The organism is Paenibacillus chartarius (genome assembly GCF_042432825.1).
GTDB classification, from domain to species: Bacteria; Bacillota; Bacilli; order Paenibacillales; family NBRC-103111; genus Gordoniibacillus; species Gordoniibacillus chartarius.
On sequence record NZ_JBHLWN010000103.1, the window covers coordinates 1 to 22,263 of the forward strand.

Genomic DNA, 22,263 nt, shown 5'->3' on the forward strand with positions numbered 1-22,263 from the left:
ATACAGGAGGCGCTTTTTCTTTTCAAACCGCAAATTAATTCATTACAGGAATAGCTCCTTTACCTCCAACCCCGATTGATCGTAAAGCGAAACGGTCCTTTTGGGGCCGATCGTCCCAGCTCCCTCGATGTCGTACGAAAGCTGGCCGATCTGGGGCTTCTCGACGGATACTTTCGGCAGCGCCATTTGCTGATATGTATTGGAAAAAAAGGTGAGCGCCAGCAAGAGGACCGTAAATATCCCCCCCGCCCAACGAATCGCCCGTTTCCGTTTGGCACGGATTTCCTCATCCGCAAGCCCTATCATGGCTAAACCTCCTTGTGGCTCTGACAGTGACCGTTAACCCTTAATCCCTGACAACTGAATCCCTTGTATCAGTTCGTTCTCCCCGTACAGGAAAATAAAGAGAATCGGAGTCATATACAGTGACGCCGCAGCAAAAGCGACTCCGCGGTCGCCTTCATGAATCCGGGACAAATAAACCGACAGCGGCTGTTTAAGCGCATCGTGCAGAAACAACAGCGGCTGCTCCACCATATTCCAGTTGTCCACAAAAACGAGAATTTGCATGGCGGCCATACTGGGCATGGACATCGGAACGACAATACGGAGAAAGATCGTCCCGTGCCCCGCCCCGTCGACCTTCGCCGCTTCTATGTAAGCCCAGGGAATTTGGGACATAAACTGGCGCAGCAGGAATACCCCGAAGACCGAGAACATGCCGGGAAGAATGATCGCCGGATACGTGTCGAGCAGCCCCAGTACATCGATCGCGATAAAGTTGGGGACCAGCGTGACCTGGAACGGAAGCAGCATGGTGATGACGTATAGCAAAAATAGCGCGTCTCTGCCTCGAAAGCGCAGCTTGGCGAACGCGTAAGCCGCAAGAGCCGCTACAATCGTTTGTCCGGCAACGACTGGAAGCGTCACAATAACGGCATTCCAGAACATGGTTAAAAATTGCGGTTTCTCCAGCAGAATCCGCTTGTACTGGGCGAGCGTAACCCGGTCCGGAATCAGCTTCAAATTCGCGTAGTCTCCCGCCTTCGCTTCCTGTCCAATCGCATCGTAATTGACCGCGATTTCTTCCTCCGACATGAAGCCGTTGGTTATCGTAACGACAAGCGGCGCCAGCATCAGCAGCGAGATACAGAGCAGGACCGCTGTCAGCAGGCATTTCTTCACTGCGGAAAGCATGGTATTCGCCTCCTGAGATATGTGGCGGCGGCTTAGCCCTTCAGACCGCCCTATTCGATGGAACGCCGGAAGCGGCTGTCCGCTTGAAACAGCAGCACAACGACGGCAATCATCCCTGCCGCCATGATATATGCGGCTGACGTCAGCTTCTGATAATCAAGCGACAGAAACATGTTGTTCATATAATGCTGAAGCATGTAGATGCTATCGTGGGGATATTCGCCCGACATCAAGTACGTCTCGCGAAATACTTTGAACGAGCCTACGACCGACATGATGGTGACAAAAAACAAGGTCGGAATCAAATAGCGCAGCGTGATGCCGAAAAATTGTCTGACTTTTCCCGCCCCGTCGATGCTTGCCGTTTCGTAATAATCCTTCGGGATCGTCTGTAGTCCGGCCAGCAGCAGCACGATGTTATAGCCGGCATTTTTCCAGACGTACATCAGGATGATGACGGTGCGGGCTTCGCCGCTTTCCATCCAGCTGACGGGAGCGTACCCCCAGTCTACGATCAGACGGTTCAGCCACCCGTTCGTGTCGAACAATACTTGCCAGAACAGCACGACCGAGGCAACCGGCAGCACCAGCGGCAAAACGAACGCCGTTCGAATCCACCTGCGCAGCGGGAAGGAACGGTTTAACAGGATGGCCATGAGAAGCGATACGGTCAGAAGCAGCGGCACGCCGATTCCGGTGAAATAAGCGGTATTGGCCGCCGCTTTGCGAAAGGAGTCGCTGTTCCATACCTCCGCGTAATTCGCCGCACCGACGAACGAGCCTTCCACCGGGCTGTCCATCAACGAATAATAGAAGCCGCCGATAAATGGGAACAAGTAAAATACCGCAAATCCGATAAGACTGGGCGCCAAAAACAACATTGCGGCCGTTCCGTCCTTCCCCGGGCCCTGGAGAGGACGAAAGACGGCCCGTTTGCTCCGACGCGCAAGCTGAAGCATAGATGCCCTCCTCCAATGGAATGTGATCTGCTTACGGAAGTCATTTTATTGGCCGATTGTGATTCTTGTGTGACAAGAACGGACTTTTTTGTTTAAATGAGGGAAGAACGATGCGACGAAAGAGGAAGCGATCGAATGCAAACCGTAATGGTCGTTGAAGATGAGCCTCTCATGCGGGAATTGATCTCCGACTATATGAAGGACGAAGGCTACCGCGTTCTCGAAGCGAAGAACGGAGCGGAAGCGCTGGACAAATTCGCCCAAGCACCGGCGGATGCGGTTATTTTGGATGTGATGATGCCGTACCTGGACGGGTTTGAGGTATGCCGGTTTATCCGGCAAACCTCGAATGCCGTGATCGTCATCGTTACCGCGAAATCGGAAGAAACCGACAAGCTGCAAGGATATGAACTGGGCGCGGACGATTACGTCACCAAGCCGTTCAGCCCCAAAGTGCTGGTCGCAAAGGTAAAGGCCCTGCTGAAGAGAGCAAGCGCTACGGGGGAGACCGCACCTATCACGGTTCACCGGGTGGAAGGTCTCGAAATTCGGGAGCAATCCTTTGAGCTGCTGGTGGATAAGGAGCCGGTGGAAGTGACGCCGAAGGAATTCGAATTGCTGCTTTACTTATACCGAAACCGCAACATCATCCAGAGCCGTGAAGCTCTGCTCATAGGAGTGTGGGGCTATGAATACGAAGGGGATAGCCGTAATGTGGACGCTGTCATCAAACGGCTGCGTCAAAAGTTGGGGCCTTATGCCGGCCTGATCCACACCGTACGCGGGAACGGCTATATGCTGAAGGTGCCGTCATGAAGTGGAAAAGCATTTCCTTCAAGCTCTTTGCCGTTACGAGTCTTGTGTTCATAGGCTGCCTCACGATCATGATGCTGCTTCAGCTCGCCTTCTTCGAGCCGTATTATGTCCGTGAAAAGACCGGCGGCTTTCTTCGGGATTTTGAACAAGCCCGGCAGCGGTTTATGCAGGAAACTCCGGACGAACATACGGTTCCCGCTTATTTTGCGAATCTGGAGGAGCCCTACTACGCCACTACTGCCATATTGACGTTGTCCAGGAGCGGGGACCTGCTCGTATCTGTCGGCAAGGGGAACGGCAAGGACAAGTTCCTCCGGCTCCGCGCGCCTGCATCTGTGAATGAACGCAACCCCGGAGCCCTATATTCGCCGCTATTACCGGATCTTCCGACAATCACGCCGTTCCCGGATGTGGAGATGGACAAGCTGTTAGCCGGCCTGGATCAATGGTTTCAAAATGCGGAGCGGCAGCGGAAGGTTCTCGTTCAAGCCGAGCAGGTTTCCTTCTTCATGGATGTGCAGCTCACTACCGACTCCAATCGCCGACAGTTTGTCGTTATTGCTCCTCTTAACGTGAGGAACGGAGAAGGAACGGTGCTCGCCGCCGTATCCTCTCTCCAGCCGGTAGGCGATGCGGTTTCCGCATTCCGCGGCTTCTATTCATACTTCTATTTGCTGGCGGCCGCCGGTGCGCTGCTGCTTGTGCTTCTGTACTCCCGAATGATTACGCGGCCGCTCCGGCTATTAAACAATACCGCGCTGCGAATGGCAAAGCTGGATTTCAGGGAACAAAGCGGCATTCGCCGCAGCGACGAAATCGGCAGCTTGTCCGAAACGTTAAATTTCCTTTCAGAGAATCTGAATAAGGCATTGTCGGAGCTGCAGGAGGCCAATGCGAAGCTGCAGGAAGACATCGAGAAGGAAAAGCGGCTGGAGCGGCTGCGGCGCGAATTCGTAGCCGGGGTGTCCCACGAGCTGAAGACGCCGATCAGCTTGATCAGCGGATTCGCCGAGGCGCTGCAGGATAACGTGGGGGACGGCAAGAAACGCGATCGTTATGCAGCCGTCATTCGGGAAGAGACGTCGCGAATGGCGGGCATCGTAAACGATATGCTCGATCTGACCCAGATGGAAACGGGACAGTACCGGCTTGTGCTCGACGATTTTCGGCTTGACGAGCTCGTTTGCCATCTGGCGGAAAAACTGCAGGATCATCCCGGCAGCGGCGGAAAGCGCATCGAGCTGCAGCTTCTGCCGGTCGCGGTGAGAGCCGACCGGTTCCGAATCGAGCAGGTGCTCACAAACCTATTGGGCAACGCAATCAGGCATACCCCCGATAACGGCAGGCTGGGAATCCGAATGATGCTGGAAGCAAAGAGCGTCCGGACGGTCGTCTGGAACGAAGGAGAGCAGATTCCTGAAGATGAGCTGAGTCATATTTGGGATCATTTCTACCGGGTGGAGAAGTCGCGGGAGAGAGACTCCGGAGGAACGGGCATCGGTCTGGCGATCGTCCGGCAAATCCTGCAGCTGCATAACGGACTGTATGAGGTCCGCAATACGGCGGGGGGAGTGGAATTCAGCTTCTCGCTGCCGGCGGACGGTTCTCGAACTTGGGAATCCCGAGGCAATCTCAGGCATTGAAGCGAATATAGACCCGGGAGGAGCTCCTCTCGGGTCTATCGTGATGACTTAGCATTCCTGCTCGTCACTTATACGGATCGATCGTTTGAATCGTACCGTCCTCATTATAATGCAGCTCGCAGAACTTCACGCAGCGCTTATGGTTCACGCCTTCCGACAACGAGCTGTCGTGATAGAACAAGTACCATTTGTCCTCGAATTGGACGATCGAATGATGCGTGGTCCAGCCGATGACCGGAGTAAGTATCGTTCCCTTGAACGTGAACGGCCCCAGCGGATTGTCGCTGACAGCGTACACGAGCTTGTGCGTCGTACCCGTCGAGTAGGACAAGTAGTATAAGCCGTTATATTTATGTACCCACGGGCCTTCAAAATAACGCCGTTCTTCGTCGCCGGCCACAATCGGATTGCCGTTCTCATCGATAATGGAAATCTCTTGCGGCTCCCCTTGGAAGGACAGCATATCGTCGCTCAGCAGCGCCACGCGCGGTCCTAGCGCAGGCGCATCCGCAGCAGGTCCCGATGCATCCGGCTCGAACGTACCGGTCTGCCATTTCTCCAGCTGTCCGCCCCACAAGCCTCCGAAATAGACGTACGCCCGGTTGTCGTCATCAACGAGCACGGCCGGATCGATGCTGAAGCTGCCCTCGATGTAACTGGCTTCAGGCTTGAACGGGCCGGCCGGCGATGTGCTCGTAGCTACGCCAATCCGGAAGATGCCGTCATGATCTCGGGCCGGGAAAAATAAGTAATATATGCCGTTGCGATACGCTGCATCCGGCGCCCACAGCTGTTTGGAAGCCCAAGGAATATCGTTCAGATGAAGCACTTGGCCATGATCGACGACAGGCGAGTCGAAGTTGTCCAAGGACAGCACGTGATAGTCCTCCATCTTGTACTGGTCGCCGTTGTCGTTGCTTGGCTCATCGTGGTCGAGATCGTGCGACGGATAAATATAGATTTTGCCTTCGAACACATGGGCGGACGGATCAGCCGTATAAATATGAGTGACTAACGGCTGCTTAGGTACCGGCTTGCTGCTCATTTTGTTTCCTCCTCGGGAATGATAATGACGATAATGTACGCGCGTACATTATTATACATCACCTTTCCTCGAATTGGCTAGTAGGGGCTTGGAACCTCTTGTTCAAGAACGGTTTTCCCAGTATGCAGCGCAAGTGGGAAACTATTATTCCTAGAGTTACATTAGAAACTGGATTTTACCGACAGACAGAAGAAACTCCTGTTGGATACATGCAAACGAGCGAACTTTACTACCGTAGAAAGATTGAGAACAGGGGATAAAAGGCGATAACTCCTAAGTTATTCAACTATCGTACCCGTTGGTTCAATAGCGCTGAGAAGAATGTTGTTTATTTGAGATATTCGAAAGCTATGGTGGAAAAGGCTATGAAACTCGTTTCTCCTACTTTTCAATCAAAATAGAAATATCCAGATGAATTTCTTCTATGCATTTATGATGCAAACTCCTTCTTTGCTTTCGCATCCCTTGCTAAAATACCGCTGAAAATAAAAGATAACAACGAACCGGCAAAGCAAATAGCCGCTAAAATGCCTACTGCAGAAAAACCGTCAAAAGCCGCGTAAATCAGGCCTGCAATCCAAGAACCGAACGTTGTCGCAGCGTACATGATCGAATTTGCTAAGCTGGAGATCGTGCCGCGGATGGCTGGATTTAATGAATTCAGCAAGCCCAATATTAATGGGAAAGTGATCCCCATGTTCACGAATATGAAAAAGTAAACACTTTCGAAAGCCGTAACCGATGGCAAGTGAGGCAAAACAATAAAACATATGATTGAGACAAAAAAGCCCACAACCAGTGTATTAAAACGGTTTAGCGCTTTGATCACGTAGGCACCGCCTAAGCTGCCAACTATATTCCCGAGACCAAGAAAAAACATCACGTACCCCGCTTGATCAATGGAAAGATGAAAGCGATCTGCCACCCATTTTCCAATGAACGAAAAGGCTGCAAAGAATCCGCATTGAAATAAGAAATGTGCGAGGAAAGCCCTTCTAGCAGTTCGACTATTCAATAGTGGGAGGTATCTGCTGAAAATCGAAGTCTTGGCCTTTGGAACTTGATTCGGTTTCATTTCAGGCAAAGCATAGAAGATGAATACCGCCACCAATAACGCCCATATCCCGATTGTAAAAAAAGGATAAGACCAATGGGTTGAGGCAAGCAGACTCCCGACAGGGATACCGAACGCTTGGGAGGCAGCCAAGCCCGCCATGACGATTCCTGATACTTTGGCGATTTTTTGTGCTGGGAACAGAGCAGGGATCATGGCCCAAACTTGAGGCGCTGTGAATGCAGCGCTAACACCGGCTAAAAAGCGAAATAAGAACATCGACCAAAATCCTGTGGCTAAGCCGCACAACATAGTTGAAACCGAGAAACAAACCATACCGAAAAGCATGACCTTTTTGCGGTCCCAACCATCGGAAAGTGGTCCGGCAATTAGCGCAAATAGGGCATAACCTAAAGCATAAGATCCTACCATCCAACCCGAATACTCGGTCGGAATATGAAATAAAGATTGTAGCGTGGGGATAAGCGGAGAAATCAAAAACGTATCTGTACCGATTACAAACATGACGAGGAAAAACAAGGTTGTTAATTTAAACATGATTTTTCACCCTTCTCTTTTAGTTCTATAGTTCAAATAATATTGAACAAATGAAGAAAAAAGAAATTTCCTTCTACAACGTATCCAGAAATCCAGGTAGGTATGTTTGAAATGTCTCTAATTCGATACTCATATACTTCGCTTGAGCTTCTTTTCGTACTTTTATCAATTTCGCCTCCTTTAAAGTACGTAAGTGATACGAAGTATTCGATTTCGAAGTATCGCGAATGTCTCCTACTTCTCCACAATTCATCTCCTTCTTACTGGCGTATAAAGCTCGTATGATGTCTAATCTGGTTTCATCAGCTAATGCTTTAAATATTTTGACTCTGAGCTCGTCATGCATAGTATTTTGAGTAGTCATAAAACTATTGTACTAAGATTTCTCTACAAATCAAGTCTTTAAAAATAACTCCACCTTCTCGGAATTATCATGCAATCTTAAAAATTAAAATCACACTCAAGTCAACATCAACAACAAGTATTATTTCCCTCTTACTGACATTTACATTTGATATTTGTTCGAAAGTTATCGACAGCAACGTGGGACGTCACATCATGATGCCAGGTCGAACGGTACCGCATACGCAGAGTAAACAAAGAAATAACCGGAGGCGCTTTGCCTCCGGTCCTTTTTATAACCCCACATATTCAAAATAATCGAAGTCCGCGTAATTCGAGCTCTCCGATCCGTTCCCGCTTGCAAACAGCCCGATATAGGCCCCGATGAAGCCGCCCGCTTTATCCGCGCTTAGCACGGTACCGTCGGCGTTCTCCACGATCGTCTCCCATTGTTCAGCCTCCAAAGCCGCCGAGAACCGAAGCGATTGTCCTGTCGCCTCAAGCTTCAAATACAGCTTGCGCGTATCGATTGCTTTGGAGCCGAGCTCGGTTTCCCGGCCTTCTTCTCTGCAAATGACCCGCACAACGGTTTGGCCGTCGCCGTTCAAGCCGCATTCGAAGCGGTACTGGAAATCATGATTTTGCAGCGCTGCAAGTCCTGCCGTCTCTGCCGGTCCTTGCGGCGTAAACTCCAGCACCGTTCTGACGGCGAAAGACATATGCTGCTGCCTGCGTCCGACGAAGCTCGGATTCACTTCCTCCGTCATCGGCTCCGGCTTCAGACGAAGCCGCAGATAGCCCGGCCGCTCCGTCAAGCTCCAGAACTCTCCCCGCGGCGTCCGGATGAAATTCCACCGGTCCTCCAGCACCTCAGCGTCGAAATGATCGCATGCCGGAAGCGACGGCCAGCGCTTCTCCGGCAAATTCGGACGCTTCATCTCCCATTCGATGATCCCTTTCCCCGGGTTGACGACCGGCCAGCCGTCCTCCCACTGCATCGGAACGAGGAACGTCTCCCGACCCATGTTTCGATAATACCCTCCATAAGGGCGGGAAGCGAGACATACCATCCACCATTCGCCGTTCTGCGTTTCAACAATATCGGCATGGCCGACATTGACGATGCCGTATTGCTTGCCCAAATGCCGGTGAGTCAGGATCGGATTCATTTTGCAATTCTCATAGGGTCCAGTGATGGTCTCGCTGCGGGCGATCGTAACGGAATGGGTGAAGCCGGTGCCGCCCTCCGCGATCATCAAGTAATAATAGCCGTTGATTTTATACAGGTGCGGACTTTCCTGGGCATGAATTTGCTTCAAAGCACCGTCCCACAAGCTGAACTTCGGCCCTGTCAGCTGCTTCGTCTCCAGATCCAGCTCCTGCAGGTAAATTTCCATATGCTTCGGATATTGCTGTCCCTCCGGCGGCCTCCGGTTTGCGGTAAAATACACCTTGCCGTCGTCGTCGAAGAACAAGGACGGATCGATACCCGGCGCATCCTGCAGCCAATAAGGATCCGACCAATCGCCCGCAGGGTCCGTCGCCGTGACGAAGAAATTTTTACGGGCGCCTGTTGCGCTTTCCACGAACGTCGTAATCATATAGAAAATGCCGTTCGAGTACCTGATTGTCGGTGCATATATTCCTCGGGACGTCGGGGTTCCATCCAAATCCAATTGGGAAGGACGGTCCAGCACATGCCCGATTTGCCTCCAGTTGATTAAATCTTTGCTGTGGAAGATCGGCACACCGGGAAAATATTCGAAGGTGGACGTCACCATGTAATAGTCGTCGTCTACCCGGCAGATCGACGGGTCCGGGTAAAAGCCCGGCAAGATCGGATTGCGAAACGTACCCTCGTTCATATGCATGCTCATCGTTGCAGCTCCTTTGTTGAGGAATTAACGGCGATTTCAAGCCCGGCCAAAATAAACGGCGAGACCGCTTTCGCATCGTCCTGTATGATCGGTTCCCCAATGTAATATTCGAACGAGCCGTCGCGATAAGGCGTGCCTCCAAGCCCGGCTACGGCGTTGCATTGCGTGAGGTGCAATTGACCGTCTTCATCCTCTTTGACCATATGGCGAAGGAGACCTTCATAGCCCTTGCGCGCCGTCTCCCCCGCTCCTCCGCTCAAGTACCCGAGCCGCTTGCCCTTCGCGAGCGCATAGGCGAACATCGCGGTGCCCGACGATTCCAAATAATTGCCTTCACGGTCCGGCTGGTCGAGCACCTGCGGCCAAAGCCCGGTCCGCGTATCTTGTACGCGGTCCAGCGCCCCGGCCAGACGCTCCATCAGACCGGCCAGCAGCCCCCGCTTCGGATGGTCAACCGGGAAATGCTCCAGCGAATCGACCAAAGCCATCGCATACCAGCCCATAGCCCGGCTCCATACGTGAGGCGAACGGCCGGTGTGCGGATCCGCCCAGCCTTGTTCCCCCGCCGCGTCCCATCCGTGGTGAAGCAGGCCGCTTTTCGGGTCGCGCGTCTTCCTCTCGACCAGGATGAGCTGCTCCGCAGCTGTGTCAAACCATATTCGTTCTCCGGTAAGCTTTCCATATTGAGCCATGAACGGTGAGGCCATATACAGACCGTCCAGCCACATTTGGAAAGGGTACACCTTCTTATGCCAGAAGCCGCCTTCCTCCGTGCGAGGGTGTCCCTTCAGCTGTGTCATCAGCAGCTCGATCGCCTGCAGGAATTTGGCTTCCCCCGTCTTCTCCAGCAGAAGAAACAGGAGCTTCCCCTGATTGATTTGGTCCAAGTTGTAGTCCTCGAGCACGTAAGTGCGGATGCTGCCGTCTTCCTGAACGTAAAGATCCATGATGCTGCGTATGTAATCCACATAACGGGCTTGGCCGGTTTGTTGATAGCACGCCTCCAGCGCCCGTAAAAAACAGCCGTTCTCATAATGCCAGCGCCTCGTCAAATTGAAGCCTGGCTCCGCTTGCCGATACCGGTCCATAAATTGCCCGGCCCATAGCAGCGGATCGGATAACCGATTTGCCTCCATGCATTCCCCATCCCATCGAGCATAGTAAGTGACTATACGTTGATTATAGAGCAAGAATGAACTAATTTTATGGTAATTTTTTTGTCTATTTTCAGTTTAATTAACTATTTTTGTCCAATCCAAGATCGTTGGTTAGGTTTTCCTTTGGCCGGAAAATAGAAACCGTTTTGCGCGAGCACGAACACCGTCACGCACTCGAGAATGTTTCAAACTCCTTTGGCACGGGAATTTATAAAAAGCCCGCGGCAGACTCAAAGGTCGCCGCAGGCTTGCTCGTTACGCCGGACACACAAGTTCGTACATGTTAACGATCCGACTTGCCCCACATCTCAATAACGGCATCGGCGTCGGCTTGAAGCACCTTTCTTGCGTATGCGGATATGTGTTGAAGCTGCCCATCGCCGTTCAAATGCTTCAAGAAATCCTGCATATGCTTCATGGCTTGCTTCGAATGGCCTTTGCTCCACTGATCCGCAGCCTGATCCAGTCGATTGGACAATTGCCCCTGCAGCGGTCCGTCGAGCTCACCGGACTGACTGAATCGGGCAATGAGCTGCCGTATCGACTCTACGCTCGTTATGACGTTCACCGTCAGTTCCTTCGTCGTTGTATTGCCGGCGTTGTCCGTTACGCTAACCTCGATCCGATGCTTGCCGAGCTGTCCCGCCCAATTCAGGGAGCTACCCGGCTCATAAGGCTTGCCGTCGACCCGGATCGACTGCCCCTTCACACCGGACAACAGGTCTGTCGCTTGCACATTCACGGTAATCGGCTCGTAATCCTGAACCTGCACGGAGCTGCCGTATACTTGCCCGTACACCGATACCGCAACGGACGGGGCAGTTCTATCGACGTTAATTCTTACGGCACGCGGAGCCTCGGCATTACCCGCCAGATCGACGCTGTAGTAGGTAAGCGTATGCTGGCCTTCTGTCATGATCTCAACTTGATTTCCGGTGCGGAAGGCGCCGCCGTCCAGCGAGTAATACGTATTTGCTACGCCCGATTGTTCATCGGCGGCCTTCAGCGTCACCGTAACATGTTGATTGACCCAGCCGGCCGGTGCGTTGTCGCTCGTAACCGGCGCCTGCTGATCGCGCGAATCCGCCTCAAATTTGACCGTATACGACCGTTCACCGCCGTCCTGCGCAGTGACACGGACAATCGCCGTTCCCGGGATTGCAGCCGCTTGCTCAACTTCAACCAAGGTTGAGGCCGACAGTGCGGATGCGGCAACGACCGGGACCGCACTCGAATCCGGCACTTCCACCGTGTATTGCGTCTTCGACGATACGAAGTCCGGCACCGGCTCCCCGTTCACCGTCAAGCTGGCCAGCTCCCGGCTGCCCTCCGCCATGGCGGCCTGTGCGAACGGATTCCAGCCGTCGCTGCCGCCGAGCACGACCGCAGGAGCGTACTGCGCCGCTTCCTCAGCCGTCAGCTGCTTCGCCCAGCTGTATCTGCTCTTCGGATTTGCACCGGGACCGTAGCTGGCAAATTCGCCGTAGCGCGCCGTTTTCTCATTATTGACGTTGCCCCAATTGTTCCAGCCGGTCGGAGCGATATGCTCGCCAAGATAGCTGTTCACGTAGACGACATTCGCATCTCCGCGCCACGGCCTGCCGAGCGCAACACCGGATATGCCCGGCTCCGACGTGATCCGGCTGTTCCAGAACACATAGCCCGGCTTGCCCGCCGCTGTGGAAGCCGCCGTGACATAGCCGCCGCCGAGACTGTGAATCGTGCTGTTCTCGAAGACCGCCGCCGCGTTTCCGAAGATAAAGTCCACTGTTCCGGCAATGTAGCTGTCGACGTAATAGTGTCGTCCGTTATTCGCATAGAGCGTATCTTGATGGCCCAGCAAGCTGACGTCCCGGAGCATTAAGCGGTCCGCATTGGCGTATAGCGCCACTGCCTGCCCGGCCGATATGCCGGCGTCGTTCTGAATCGTGAGATGCTCAGCCGTAAAATCGCTCGCCTGCACCCGGAAGCTGTAGCTGCCGGATGTGCCGAGCGGATTGCCGTTCGCATCCGGCGTGCTGGCCGCATCCCCGTAGACGAGCACGGTGTCTTCCCGGCTTTCCCCGATCATACGCACTTTTACCTTTGCAGACGAAAGATCCAATTTCTCGCGGTACGTGCCGTTCTTGATTTTGATGATGGTCGGGATGGCGCTGTTCGCCGGTACGGCATTGATTGCATCCTGCACCTTCGCGAATTGTCCGCTGCCGTCGGCGGCAACCGTCAGTACAGGCGCCGGCACCTCTCTGACGATGGGCGAAGAAGGGCCTTCCCCGGCTTCATTGGAAGCCGTAACCGTATAATAATAAGCTTTGCCGTTCTCCAAGCCGTTATCGGTAAAGGATGTGCCGGTCAGACCGCCGGCAACTTCCGTAAACGCGCCGTCCGGCGATTCGCTGCGCTTGACCGCGTAGGATGCCGCTCCCGGCACACCGGTCCAGCTGACCGCGATGCTGGCGTTATCCGGTACGGCAGTCAGCCCGGCAGGCGAAACCGGTGTACCGTCGCCTGCGGAAGGCCGTACGCCAACGGCGGCCGAATCAAGGCTGGATGTCGCGTCGTTCACTGCAGCCACCTTGTAATAGTATGGCGAGCCGTTGACCAAACCGGAATCCTCATACGTGCCGCCGCTGATCGATTCCGCTATGACCGTGTACGGACCATCGGCTCTGGCGGCTCGCTTCACAATGTAAGCTTCGGCGCCGCTGACCGGCTCCCACTCCAGCTGCGCGCCGTTCGGCACCGGCCGGGCGGACACGGACGGTGTCGCCAGATGACGGTAAGGAGCGACGGATGCCGCTGCCGAATCCGCCCCTTCTCCGCCGATACTTGTCGCCGACACGGCGTAATAATAGGTGACGCCGTTATCCAGCCCGCCGTCCCTGTAAAACGTCGCCGTTATGTTGCTTGCAACGGCGGTGAACGGCCCTTGCGGCGTTGTGCTGCGCTTCACGGTATAAGAGATGGCATTGTCTACGCTTTGCCAGGCCAGATCGGCCTGCGCGCTGCGCGGCACAGCTGTCAGACCGGCGGGCGCTTCAGGCTTAACGGCAGCCAGCGACGGCGTAACCGCAACCTGATTGGATGCTCCGCTTTCTCCTGTCGCCCCTGTTGCCGTCACGACGTAGTAATACGTCGTATCGTTGACGACAGACTCGTCGATATACGAAACATCCGCTAACCCCGAAGCGACCGTCTCGTACGGACCTCCGTCCGTTGTGCTTCGCTTGACCGAATATGTGGACGCCCCTTCGGCGGCCGACCAGTTCAGCTGCACCTTGGCGTTGCCCGGTGTTGCGGTGAGCCCTTTCGGCGTTTCCACCGGCTCTACATAAACCTTCAGGTTGTCGTAGTAGATCGTCCCTTTGCCGGTGCCCGGCGTCTTCGCCGATATACGGCCGATCCCGACGGTCCGCACATCGGCTTGCAGCGGCGCATCGTTCTCCACCAACGTATTGTTGACATAGATGTCCGCGGTTTGCGCAGCCACGTTCGTCACAATCTTCAGGTTGTACCACTGATTGTTCACCGGCGGGTCGATCAGCTTGTAATCCGCGCCGTTCTTCTTGTACACCAGCGTATAGTTCGCTTCCGCTGCAGGCAGCGTCGGCTTGCGGAGCTGCAGCGACAGCGCCGTCTTGCTGCCGGCATCGTCCTGCAGGTTAAGCACCGTCGCCGTCCCGGGCCATCCCGCGGATGTAACGTCGACCTCCAGCACAAACTTGCCCGTTTGCGGCGCAAACCTCCGGATCAGCTCCGTGCTGCCTGCCGCGTTATCGTACATGATTAACGCTTTGCCGGATGTGTTGCCGGCCGTTTCGGCCGGAACGTTCGTGACGACAACCTTATGGTCGGCATCCTGCGGGACAGGTGTGAACGTATAGCCGTCCGGTGTCGACTCGTTCGCCGCACTCTCGAAATCGTCATTCACATAATAAACGGTTTCCGTCTCCCCTTCCGGTACGGCGCTGACTTCCGCCGAGTTGAAGCTGGTGCCCTTCGCGTTGCCTGCCGTCACGACGTAGAAGTAAGCTTTTCCCGGAATGAGATTCGCGTCCGTGTACGTCGTACCGGTGATGCCGTCAGCAATCTCCGTGTAAGGTCCGCCCGGAAGTTCGCTGCGGTATACATCGTAGCCTGCTGCTACCGCAACCGCATTCCAGGATAAGCTTACGGATTTATCGCCGGGCGTTGCCATTACTCCTGCCGGCGCCGGCGGAAATTCCGGATCCAGCGTGCGCACTTCAGCATGCGAGAAGACGGAGGCGTTGTACTTGTTCACATCGTTATCCATCTTGGAAGCGTCCGCGGCCAGACCGACATAGACGGTATCCGCCATCGGAAGCGTGGACGAGTCGATGACGGACCAGTCCGTTCCGTTGCTCGAAATCAGCGACGTAAACTGGTTGCCGAGCCGGACCAGCTTCACCCAGTAAGGCGTGTTGATAAAATCTTCCGGCTCCACTCGCGTTACCGTGCCGCCTTCGGAAGTCCGGGTCATGACGACGCTCTTCTTCCCGTACTTCACATACGGAATGAGCAGCGCTCTAAACTTCGAGGACGGCCCGAGGTTTTCGCGGATCATTACGCCCGCTTCAGCCCCGTCGTCCGTAGCGGTAATGCTGTCGACGCGGGCTACGATCTCGCCGTTCCCCGTCAGCGTCTGATATGCATAATGGAAATTGTCGGTCCTGCCGTCGATATCTCCCGCCGACTTCACGGTCACATCGGTAGCTGCCGCACCGAGCTGCGTATGGCCGGCAATTCCCGGCATGCCGATATCTTGGGCGATCCACGGTGCCGTGCTGCCCGGCTTATTCACATGAATGGCAGCGCTGCTGGACTGCGTCGCCGTACCGGTGTTGTCGATGGCCCGGACGGTCAGGAAATACGTGCCGTCCTGCACATTTTGCCATGTGAACGAGAATGGAGCCGCAGTATCTTCGCCCAGCTTCACATCGCCCGCATAAAATTCCACCTTCGCCACCGTTCCGTCGGAATCGGACACTGCAGCCTGAATGTCTACATTTGCGCCCTCCGACACGACCGTGTTATCCGCCGGAGACACGATGGCAGCGGCCGGATTCGCCGAACCGTTGCCTGTAATCCCGTTCAAATACAGCTCCAGATTCGTATAGCCGGACGAATCCGTTCCGTTGCGGTCGGACGCGTCGTTCGGATTAAGCCCCTTCGCCGTCTCCCATTCGTTCGGCATCCCGTCGTGATCGTCATCCGCCAGCGTCGAAACCGTCTGAGCGAACTCCAGGTACCCGCCAACCTCTTTCTGCGAGTTGATATGCCGGCCGGTTCCGTTCATCACATCTTGCACGACCCGGGCATCGATGGCGTCTCTTCTGGGCAAAATCGCTCCAGCCTGTGCCAGCACATGCTCATAGGCGGCTTCCGCCGCTTCCGGAGCGGCAGGCTGCGGCATCGTAACCGGCGTGCTCAGCTTGGACTCCGGATTCGCTAAAGCGCCGACGCCCTTCCAATTGTCCGCCGTCACTTCAGGAGAGCCGTACATATAGTTGCCGCCGACAAAGAGCCGCGTATCCTGGCTCACGTCAAGGAATACCATATCGCGAACCGAATGGTACGTATTCGGTCCGTACTTATAGTAGTTGTCGCGCAGATTGTACCGGCCCTGTTCGCCGCCGTAAACGGAGAAGAAGCCCCAGTTATAAATCACATTGTTATACATATCCAGCGGGAAGTTCGGAGAGCCTGCAAACCGCGGATTACGGCTCACGTTATGGGCGATCAGATTGTGATGGAACGTCGCGTTGTTGCCGCCCCAGATGCCGGCGTAGCCGTGCCTTCCTTTCTGGTGGGACGTCATCAGCATACTTTCCGAAGCGATCGACCACTGCACCGTCGTGTTCTCGTTCACGTACATGCTGAGCACTTCGTCCACCGACCAGCTGAACGAGCAATGGTCGATGATGATGTTCTTATGATAGCGTCCGCCGAACGCATCGTCCTCGCTCGGATACCGGTCCCCGAGCCGGAAGCGCATGTACCGGACGATCAGGTTATCCGCTTCGAAGTAAGTCGCATAATCGGATACCGTAATGCCTTCCCCGGGGGCCGTTTGGCCGGCAATCGTCAAGTTCGAGCCGGTAATCTTCAGCGGGGACTGCAGATGAATCGTACCCCCCACCCGGAATACGATCGTTGTATTGCTCTGACTGACCCCTTCGCGCAGCGAGCCCGGCCCGGAATCCGCCAGCGTCGTCACTTCATAGACGTCCCCGCCTCTGCCGCCGGTCGTGTACATGCCGCCGCCTTCCGCTCCCGGGAACGCCGGCGTACCGTCGCTGACCAGCTTCCACTTCTGGGTTTCCAGGCCCTGGTACGTTTCGATTCTGACCCTTCTGGCCTCGGCATCCAGCGTCAATGCCTTCGACGGATCTGTTTTGTTCACGATTTTGTAGCGGACGAAGCCTTCCTCGTTCAAAGGATCCGTAGCGATGAACTGCCACTGCTGCTCTTCTCTGGATGCATCTTCATACAGCACGGATTCGCCGGCCAAATTCCAGTCCTTCGGCGACAGCAGCTTCTTGGTCGTCATATTGACCAATTTATAATTTTGCCCGTCCGAGGAATCGAGCCGCCACCGTTCATTCGTCAAGCCTTGCGTAAACCATACGTTAATCGGGTCATTGTTGCTGTAGCCTGTAATATTGATGTTGTCTCCATTTGCGCCGACGATTCGGAACTCCTGATTCGGAGCAGCGACATTCGCCGGTGTTTCATCAGCCAAAGCCTGCGGAACCGGCATAACGATCGAGCTTACCATAGACATGATCAACGCGGTGATCAGTGTGATGATTAAGCCTTTGCGAGCTGGATGATTGCGGCTTCTCACAATTGCGTTCCCCTTCCGTTCATAGAATGGTCGTGCATCAATACGCCAACAGCCGTTTGCCTCAAGCTTGCAGCCCGGTTTCGCTTCACCTCCTTTCATGAACGGCTATCGATAAACAATCCCTATAACACGGATAACCGCTTGCAGCCCGGGAGGCCCCATGATGTAAACGCTTAACATTATTTGCAGACGCATTTCGCGCGTTTGGCTCCGGCGTATGGCTTGGTTTCGGACCGGCCACATCTCAAAGCCGCCTTATCAAGCTTCACAGCTGTATAAGACGGCTTTCGAGACCGCTTGCACCATTATTTTTTCGTCTTCAAGTACGCCGCTTTGTATTCCTCCATCATCTTATCCCCGCCGGCCTTTCTCCACTTTTCGACTTCCGCCTTCCAGCCGGCTTCGTCGATTTTGCCCATAATAAATTTCGTTTCGGCGTCAGTAATCATCTGCTCCAGTTCTTTGCCGCGCTCGTTGTACATGTCCGAGATCAGCGTCAGAGCCGGATTGTTCACGACATATTTATCGTTTTCGCTGACGATCTTTTTGTTTTTCAGGAACAGCTCGGTTTCTTTCATCGGCTTATCCATATTGTAATTTTCGCCGCGTTGGATCAGCGTGTCGCGATAAGGCTTCACTTCCTTGGCGTCGGCATCCTTATCCAGCGGTATCGTGTAGTCCCCTTCCACCTTGTAATGCTTGCCTTCGATCCCTTTGTTGATCAGGTTGACCATCTCTTTGTCCAGCAGCTTGTCGAGGAAGGTCAGCACCTTTTTCATTTCCGCTTCCGTCTTGACCGAGGACTTAGGAATGGCCAGTATCCCGGCATTCCCGCTTTCGCCCGGTACCCGGATGCCGGCCGCCCCTTCCAGTGGAGCCGCGTCCATGGCCGCTGTCGGTACCACCTTGATCAGATTCGTTAGCATGGACTGGGCATTGCCGCCGGAAATGCGGAGGGCCACGCGTCCGGATTCATACGTTTTATCGTTCGTAGTGGCATCCACCACGGCAAAATCTTGATTGATCAGCTTCTCGTCATACAGCCGCTTAAACAGCTTCATTGTGGCGACGAATTCATCCGTCATAAACTCCGGCGTGAAGTTGCCCTGGTCGTCCACCTTCCACTTATTCGGGCCGCCCTGAGCTACGCTGAGACGGGTGAGCGTGGAAGCCGTTCCTTGATTGTAGTTCTTATCCAGCAAAAACCCGTACGTATCCCGCTTGCCGTTCTTATCCGGGTCCCCTTCCGCCACAGCCTTCATCACGTTGTACCAATCGTCCAGCGTCTTGGGCACCTTCAGGCCAGCTGCGTCGAACCAGTCTTTGCGGTAATGGACGACGGCGCGGCCCATGTCGCGGAATACCGGGATGCCGTACAGCTTGCCGTCGACCTTAATATTGTCATAATACGGCTGCGGCTGCGCGGACAAGTTTTTGTAATCCTTGAGATACGGGCCGATTTCCCAGAACAAGTCCGATTTCATCGCATTGATGATGTTCGGCACATAGCTCACCTTCATCAGCTTCGGAAGCTCGCCGGAAGCCATCATCACGTTGATCTTCTCGTCATAAGCCGCTGTCGGAATAAATTGAAAGCTCAAATTCGTGTTCGTATATTTCGCAATTGCCGCCTCCATCGGATTGCCCTTCGGCGGAATTTCGCCCACCTGGTGAACGACGATCGACAAGTCGAACGGCTTCGTATCCTCCGCCGCCGGGTTAGCGCTATCTCCTGTGCCGGCGCCTGATCCCTGCTCACCGCCCGAACTGCAGGCGGACAGAACGGTAGTCGCCAGCAGCGCTCCGCCCATCATCAATGCTAGTTGTTTCTTCATCTTTTTACCCCTCCATGTTGTTTGATTTCTATGTCATCTCCATACGAAGCTGCGTACGGAGGCTCATAGCGCGAACTGCCGCGAAGCTAGCCCTTGACCGAACCGAGCATAACTCCTTTGGCAAAATGCTTCTGCAGAAACGGATACACGAGCAAAATCGGAACGGTGGCAAACACGATGACCGCCATCCGGATTGTAAGCGGCTGTATTTCCGTGTTATCGATCGTATTGTCGCCGATGCTGCTGGAGGCCAATATGACGATCTCTCTGAGGAGCACTTGAATCGGCCACTTCGTGTTGTCGTTAATATACAGAATCGCGTTAAAGAACTGGTTCCAGTGGCCGACCGCATAAAACAACCCGAAGGTGGCCATAGCCGGCAGCGACAGCGGCAGCACGATCCGGAACAGCACGCTCAGATCGTTGCAGCCGTCGATACGGGCGGAATCCTCGAGCCCGTCGGGGATCTGCTGGAAAAAATTTTTCAGCACAATCAGATTGAACGCGCTGATCGCATTCGGGATCATCAGCGACCAGAGCGAGTTCGTCAGACCGAGCGCCTTCACGACAAAATAAGTCGGAATCAAGCCCCCGCTGAACAGCATCGTAAACAAAACGGCGAGCAGAATGAACTGGCGGCCCCGCAGATGCGCCTTCGCCAGCGGATACGCCATCAGCGAAGTGAACAATAAATTAATGAGCGTGCCCAGAACCGTGATGTAGATGGAAACGAGCATGCTGCGGAACAGCGTATCCGTTGAGAAGATATACCGGTACGACGCAAGCGACCATTCCTTCGGCAGTAAGATCAAGCCGCCTCTGGCCACCTCGGCCGGACTGGCGAAGGAGACCGCTAACACGTATACAAAGGGCATTACGCAGACGAGGGCAATGACCAGCAGCAGGGTATGGTTCACAATGTCGAAGATGCGGTTGCCCAGCGTTTTATCTTGAATCATCATGGATATTTCCGTCCTTTCTTGCGGCGCGGCCTCAATAAATGCCTTCTTCGCCGAACTTCTTGGCCAGCCAGTTGGACCCGAGCACCAGCACGAGGCCGACCGCCGATTTGAATAGGCCAACCGCCGCACTGTAGCTGTATTGCGCTTGCGTCAAGCCCTTGGTGTAAACGTAGGTATCGAACACCTCGCCGACCTCGCGGTTCGTCGGAGTCAGCATGAGGAAGATGTGCTCGAAGCCGGAGTCCAGGAAATTGCCCAGCCGCAAAATAAACAAAATAATAATGGTGCTGCGGATCGCCGGAAGTGTAATATGCCATAGCTGGCGCCAGCGCCCGGCTCCGTCGATGCGGGCCGCTTCATATTGCTGCAGATCGACGCCGGCCAGAGCCGCGAGGAAAATAACCGTTCCCCAGCCGACCTCTTTCCAGATCGATTGGGTGATGATCATCGTCCGGAACCATTCCGCCTCGAGCAGGAACGCAATTTTCTTGCCCGTCAATTGGAACAGCAGCTCGTTCAACAGCCCGTTCTCGGTCGTAAACAAAATATAGAAAATCCCTACTACGACAACCCACGATACGAAATGGGGAATATAGACAAGCGTCTGCACGAAGCTCTTGAATTTAGCCCGCCGCACTTCGTTCATCATGAGGGCCAAAATAATCGGCATCGGAAAGAAAAATACCAGGTTATACACGGCCAATATGACCGTATTGCGGAACAGCATGCCGAACTGCGGCTCGGAAAAAAATCTTGCGAAATGCTTGAACCCGACCCACGGGCTGCCGACAAAACCCAAATGAGGCCTGTAATCCTGGAACGCCATCGTAACCCCATACATCGGCACGTACTTGAAAATTAGAAAATACAGCACTCCGGGCAGCAGCATCAGGTACAGCCACTTGTCCCGAATGATATCCCTCAGCAGGATGCCGAACTTGCCCTTGCGCTGCTGCACGGCCGGCTTTCCTGCAAGAAGAGCCGTCTCTTGCTTCATCTCTGCAACCTCCTATTTGGCTTCTGCAACCGATTATCGGGTCAGTCCGCCGTGTCCGGCTATACCGCTCACATAACCAACTGCCGTTCAGCGGCGCTACCGGCCCCCGATAATCACGGCTTAACCTGTGGATGTGCGTCGGATAACCACGCTGTATACGGGGAAATAAGGGTGGTTGCCAATAAGTGTGGGACCGGGGACTTACTGCGCTCACAACGGGGCGCCTACTTTTCGCTGTACATGTAAGAGGTAAGGAGAACGTTTCGGGGATGGGGCGGATTTTGGATTATGGGTGGTGCGGTGGGGTTGATGGGGTTGATGGGGTTGATGGGATTGGTGGGATTGGCGGGGTTGCTGGGTTGCTGGGTTGCTGGGCTGCTGGGTTTGGCGGGGTTGCTGGGTTGCTGGGTTGCTGGGTTGCTGGGTTTGGCGGGGTTGCTGGGTTGCTGGGTTGCTGGGTTTGGCGGGGTTGCTGGGTTGCTGGGTTTGGCGGGGTTGCGGGGATTGGTAGGTTTGCCGGGGTTGTTGGGTTTGTTGGGTTTGTTGGGTTTGTTGGGTTTGTTGGGTTTGTTGGGTTTGTTGGGTTTGTTGGGTTTGTTGGGTTTGTTGGGTTTGTTGGGTTTGTTGGGTTTGTTGGGTTTGTTGGGGGTGCCGGGGGTGACTCCGATTGCTGGGTTTGGCGGGCTTGGGTTGGTGGGTTAACGGGGTTTGCGAGTCTGGCGGGGGTGGATGGGGATGGAACGATGGGACGTTAAATGTACACTAGTTTCGCTGGCAGGTAACGGTTTTTAGGGGCGCTATTCTGTGGATTTCGCCGGTTTCCTGCATTATAGCGGACTTTGAAGGCCCTAATGAGCGACAATTGCTGGAAATGGGTTAGTTTTGGCCAGATCGCTTTACTTTAGCTCCCTCAAAGTCCTCTAATTCTTTATGACGGCCAGTACAGAGCAAAA

At 54.4% G+C, this 22,263-nt stretch carries 15 protein-coding genes; 3 read left to right on the forward strand and 12 right to left on the reverse strand.

The window, feature by feature from the left end; genetic code table 11:
- Positions 1-42: 42 nt before the first annotated feature.
- The 3 genes from ACFFK0_RS25645 to ACFFK0_RS25655 are packed head-to-tail and all read right to left on the reverse strand — an operon-like array spanning position 43 to position 2,156.
- Positions 43-306: a hypothetical protein gene (locus ACFFK0_RS25645; RefSeq protein WP_377473311.1), complete on the reverse strand. Its 264-nt coding sequence runs from the start codon at positions 304-306 to the stop codon at positions 43-45.
- A gap of 33 nt (positions 307-339) precedes the next feature.
- Positions 340-1,197, reverse strand: a complete 858-nt coding sequence (locus ACFFK0_RS25650) for a carbohydrate ABC transporter permease (protein ID WP_377473313.1) — start codon at positions 1,195-1,197, stop codon at positions 340-342.
- Positions 1,198-1,247: 50 nt separating this feature from the next.
- Positions 1,248-2,156, reverse strand: coding sequence for a carbohydrate ABC transporter permease (locus ACFFK0_RS25655; protein ID WP_377473315.1), 909 nt, complete (start codon positions 2,154-2,156; stop codon positions 1,248-1,250).
- A 135-nt stretch (positions 2,157-2,291) separates the two neighbouring features.
- Between ACFFK0_RS25655 and ACFFK0_RS25660 the strand changes: the two genes are divergently transcribed.
- On the forward strand, positions 2,292-2,972 hold the full coding sequence (locus ACFFK0_RS25660; RefSeq protein ID WP_377473317.1) for a response regulator transcription factor: 681 nt from the start codon (positions 2,292-2,294) through the stop codon (positions 2,970-2,972).
- On the forward strand, positions 2,969-4,615 hold the full coding sequence (locus ACFFK0_RS25665) for a sensor histidine kinase (protein WP_377473319.1): 1,647 nt from the start codon (positions 2,969-2,971) through the stop codon (positions 4,613-4,615). Before ACFFK0_RS25660 ends, ACFFK0_RS25665 begins: the two co-directional genes overlap by 4 nt.
- Before the next feature lie 64 nt (positions 4,616-4,679).
- Here ACFFK0_RS25665 and ACFFK0_RS25670 read toward each other — a convergent pair whose 3' ends face one another.
- The 9 genes from ACFFK0_RS25670 to ACFFK0_RS25710 form a co-directional block, all read right to left on the reverse strand.
- Complete coding sequence (locus ACFFK0_RS25670) at positions 4,680-5,660, reverse strand: glycoside hydrolase family 43 protein (RefSeq protein ID WP_377473321.1); 981 nt, start codon at positions 5,658-5,660, stop codon at positions 4,680-4,682.
- A 430-nt stretch (positions 5,661-6,090) separates the two neighbouring features.
- Positions 6,091-7,272 carry an MFS transporter gene (locus ACFFK0_RS25675; RefSeq protein ID WP_377473323.1) on the reverse strand — a complete coding sequence of 394 codons (1,182 nt, stop codon included), beginning with the start codon at positions 7,270-7,272 and terminating at the stop codon, positions 6,091-6,093.
- 73 nt (positions 7,273-7,345) lie between these two features.
- Positions 7,346-7,636, reverse strand: a complete 291-nt coding sequence (locus ACFFK0_RS25680) for an ArsR/SmtB family transcription factor (protein WP_274470092.1) — start codon at positions 7,634-7,636, stop codon at positions 7,346-7,348.
- A 271-nt stretch (positions 7,637-7,907) separates the two neighbouring features.
- Positions 7,908-9,491, reverse strand: a complete 1,584-nt coding sequence (locus tag ACFFK0_RS25685; protein WP_377473325.1) for a glycoside hydrolase family 43 protein — start codon at positions 9,489-9,491, stop codon at positions 7,908-7,910.
- Entirely contained in the window at positions 9,488-10,627 is a 1,140-nt protein-coding gene (locus ACFFK0_RS25690; protein WP_377473327.1) for a glycoside hydrolase family 88/105 protein, read from the reverse strand. The genes ACFFK0_RS25685 and ACFFK0_RS25690 overlap by 4 nt, the downstream gene beginning before the upstream one ends.
- Positions 10,628-10,931: 304 nt before the next feature.
- The gene (locus ACFFK0_RS25695) at positions 10,932-17,516 is read right to left on the reverse strand and encodes a pectinesterase family protein (protein ID WP_377473329.1); all 6,585 of its coding nucleotides are present in this window, start codon (positions 17,514-17,516) and stop codon (positions 10,932-10,934) included.
- 305 nt (positions 17,517-17,821) lie between these two features.
- On the reverse strand, positions 17,822-19,351 hold the full coding sequence (locus tag ACFFK0_RS25700) for an extracellular solute-binding protein (protein WP_377473331.1): 1,530 nt from the start codon (positions 19,349-19,351) through the stop codon (positions 17,822-17,824).
- 86 nt (positions 19,352-19,437) lie between these two features.
- Complete coding sequence (locus ACFFK0_RS25705; protein WP_377473386.1) at positions 19,438-20,310, reverse strand: carbohydrate ABC transporter permease; 873 nt, start codon at positions 20,308-20,310, stop codon at positions 19,438-19,440.
- Positions 20,311-20,344: 34 nt separating this feature from the next.
- A complete protein-coding gene (locus ACFFK0_RS25710) occupies positions 20,345-21,310 on the reverse strand; it encodes an ABC transporter permease (protein ID WP_377473333.1) in 966 nt (321 codons plus the stop codon).
- 288 nt (positions 21,311-21,598) lie between these two features.
- Here ACFFK0_RS25710 and ACFFK0_RS25715 point away from each other — a divergent pair, with 288 nt between their 5' ends.
- A complete protein-coding gene (locus tag ACFFK0_RS25715; protein ID WP_377473334.1) occupies positions 21,599-22,012 on the forward strand; it encodes a hypothetical protein in 414 nt (137 codons plus the stop codon).
- The last annotated feature ends 251 nt before the right edge of the window (positions 22,013-22,263 follow it).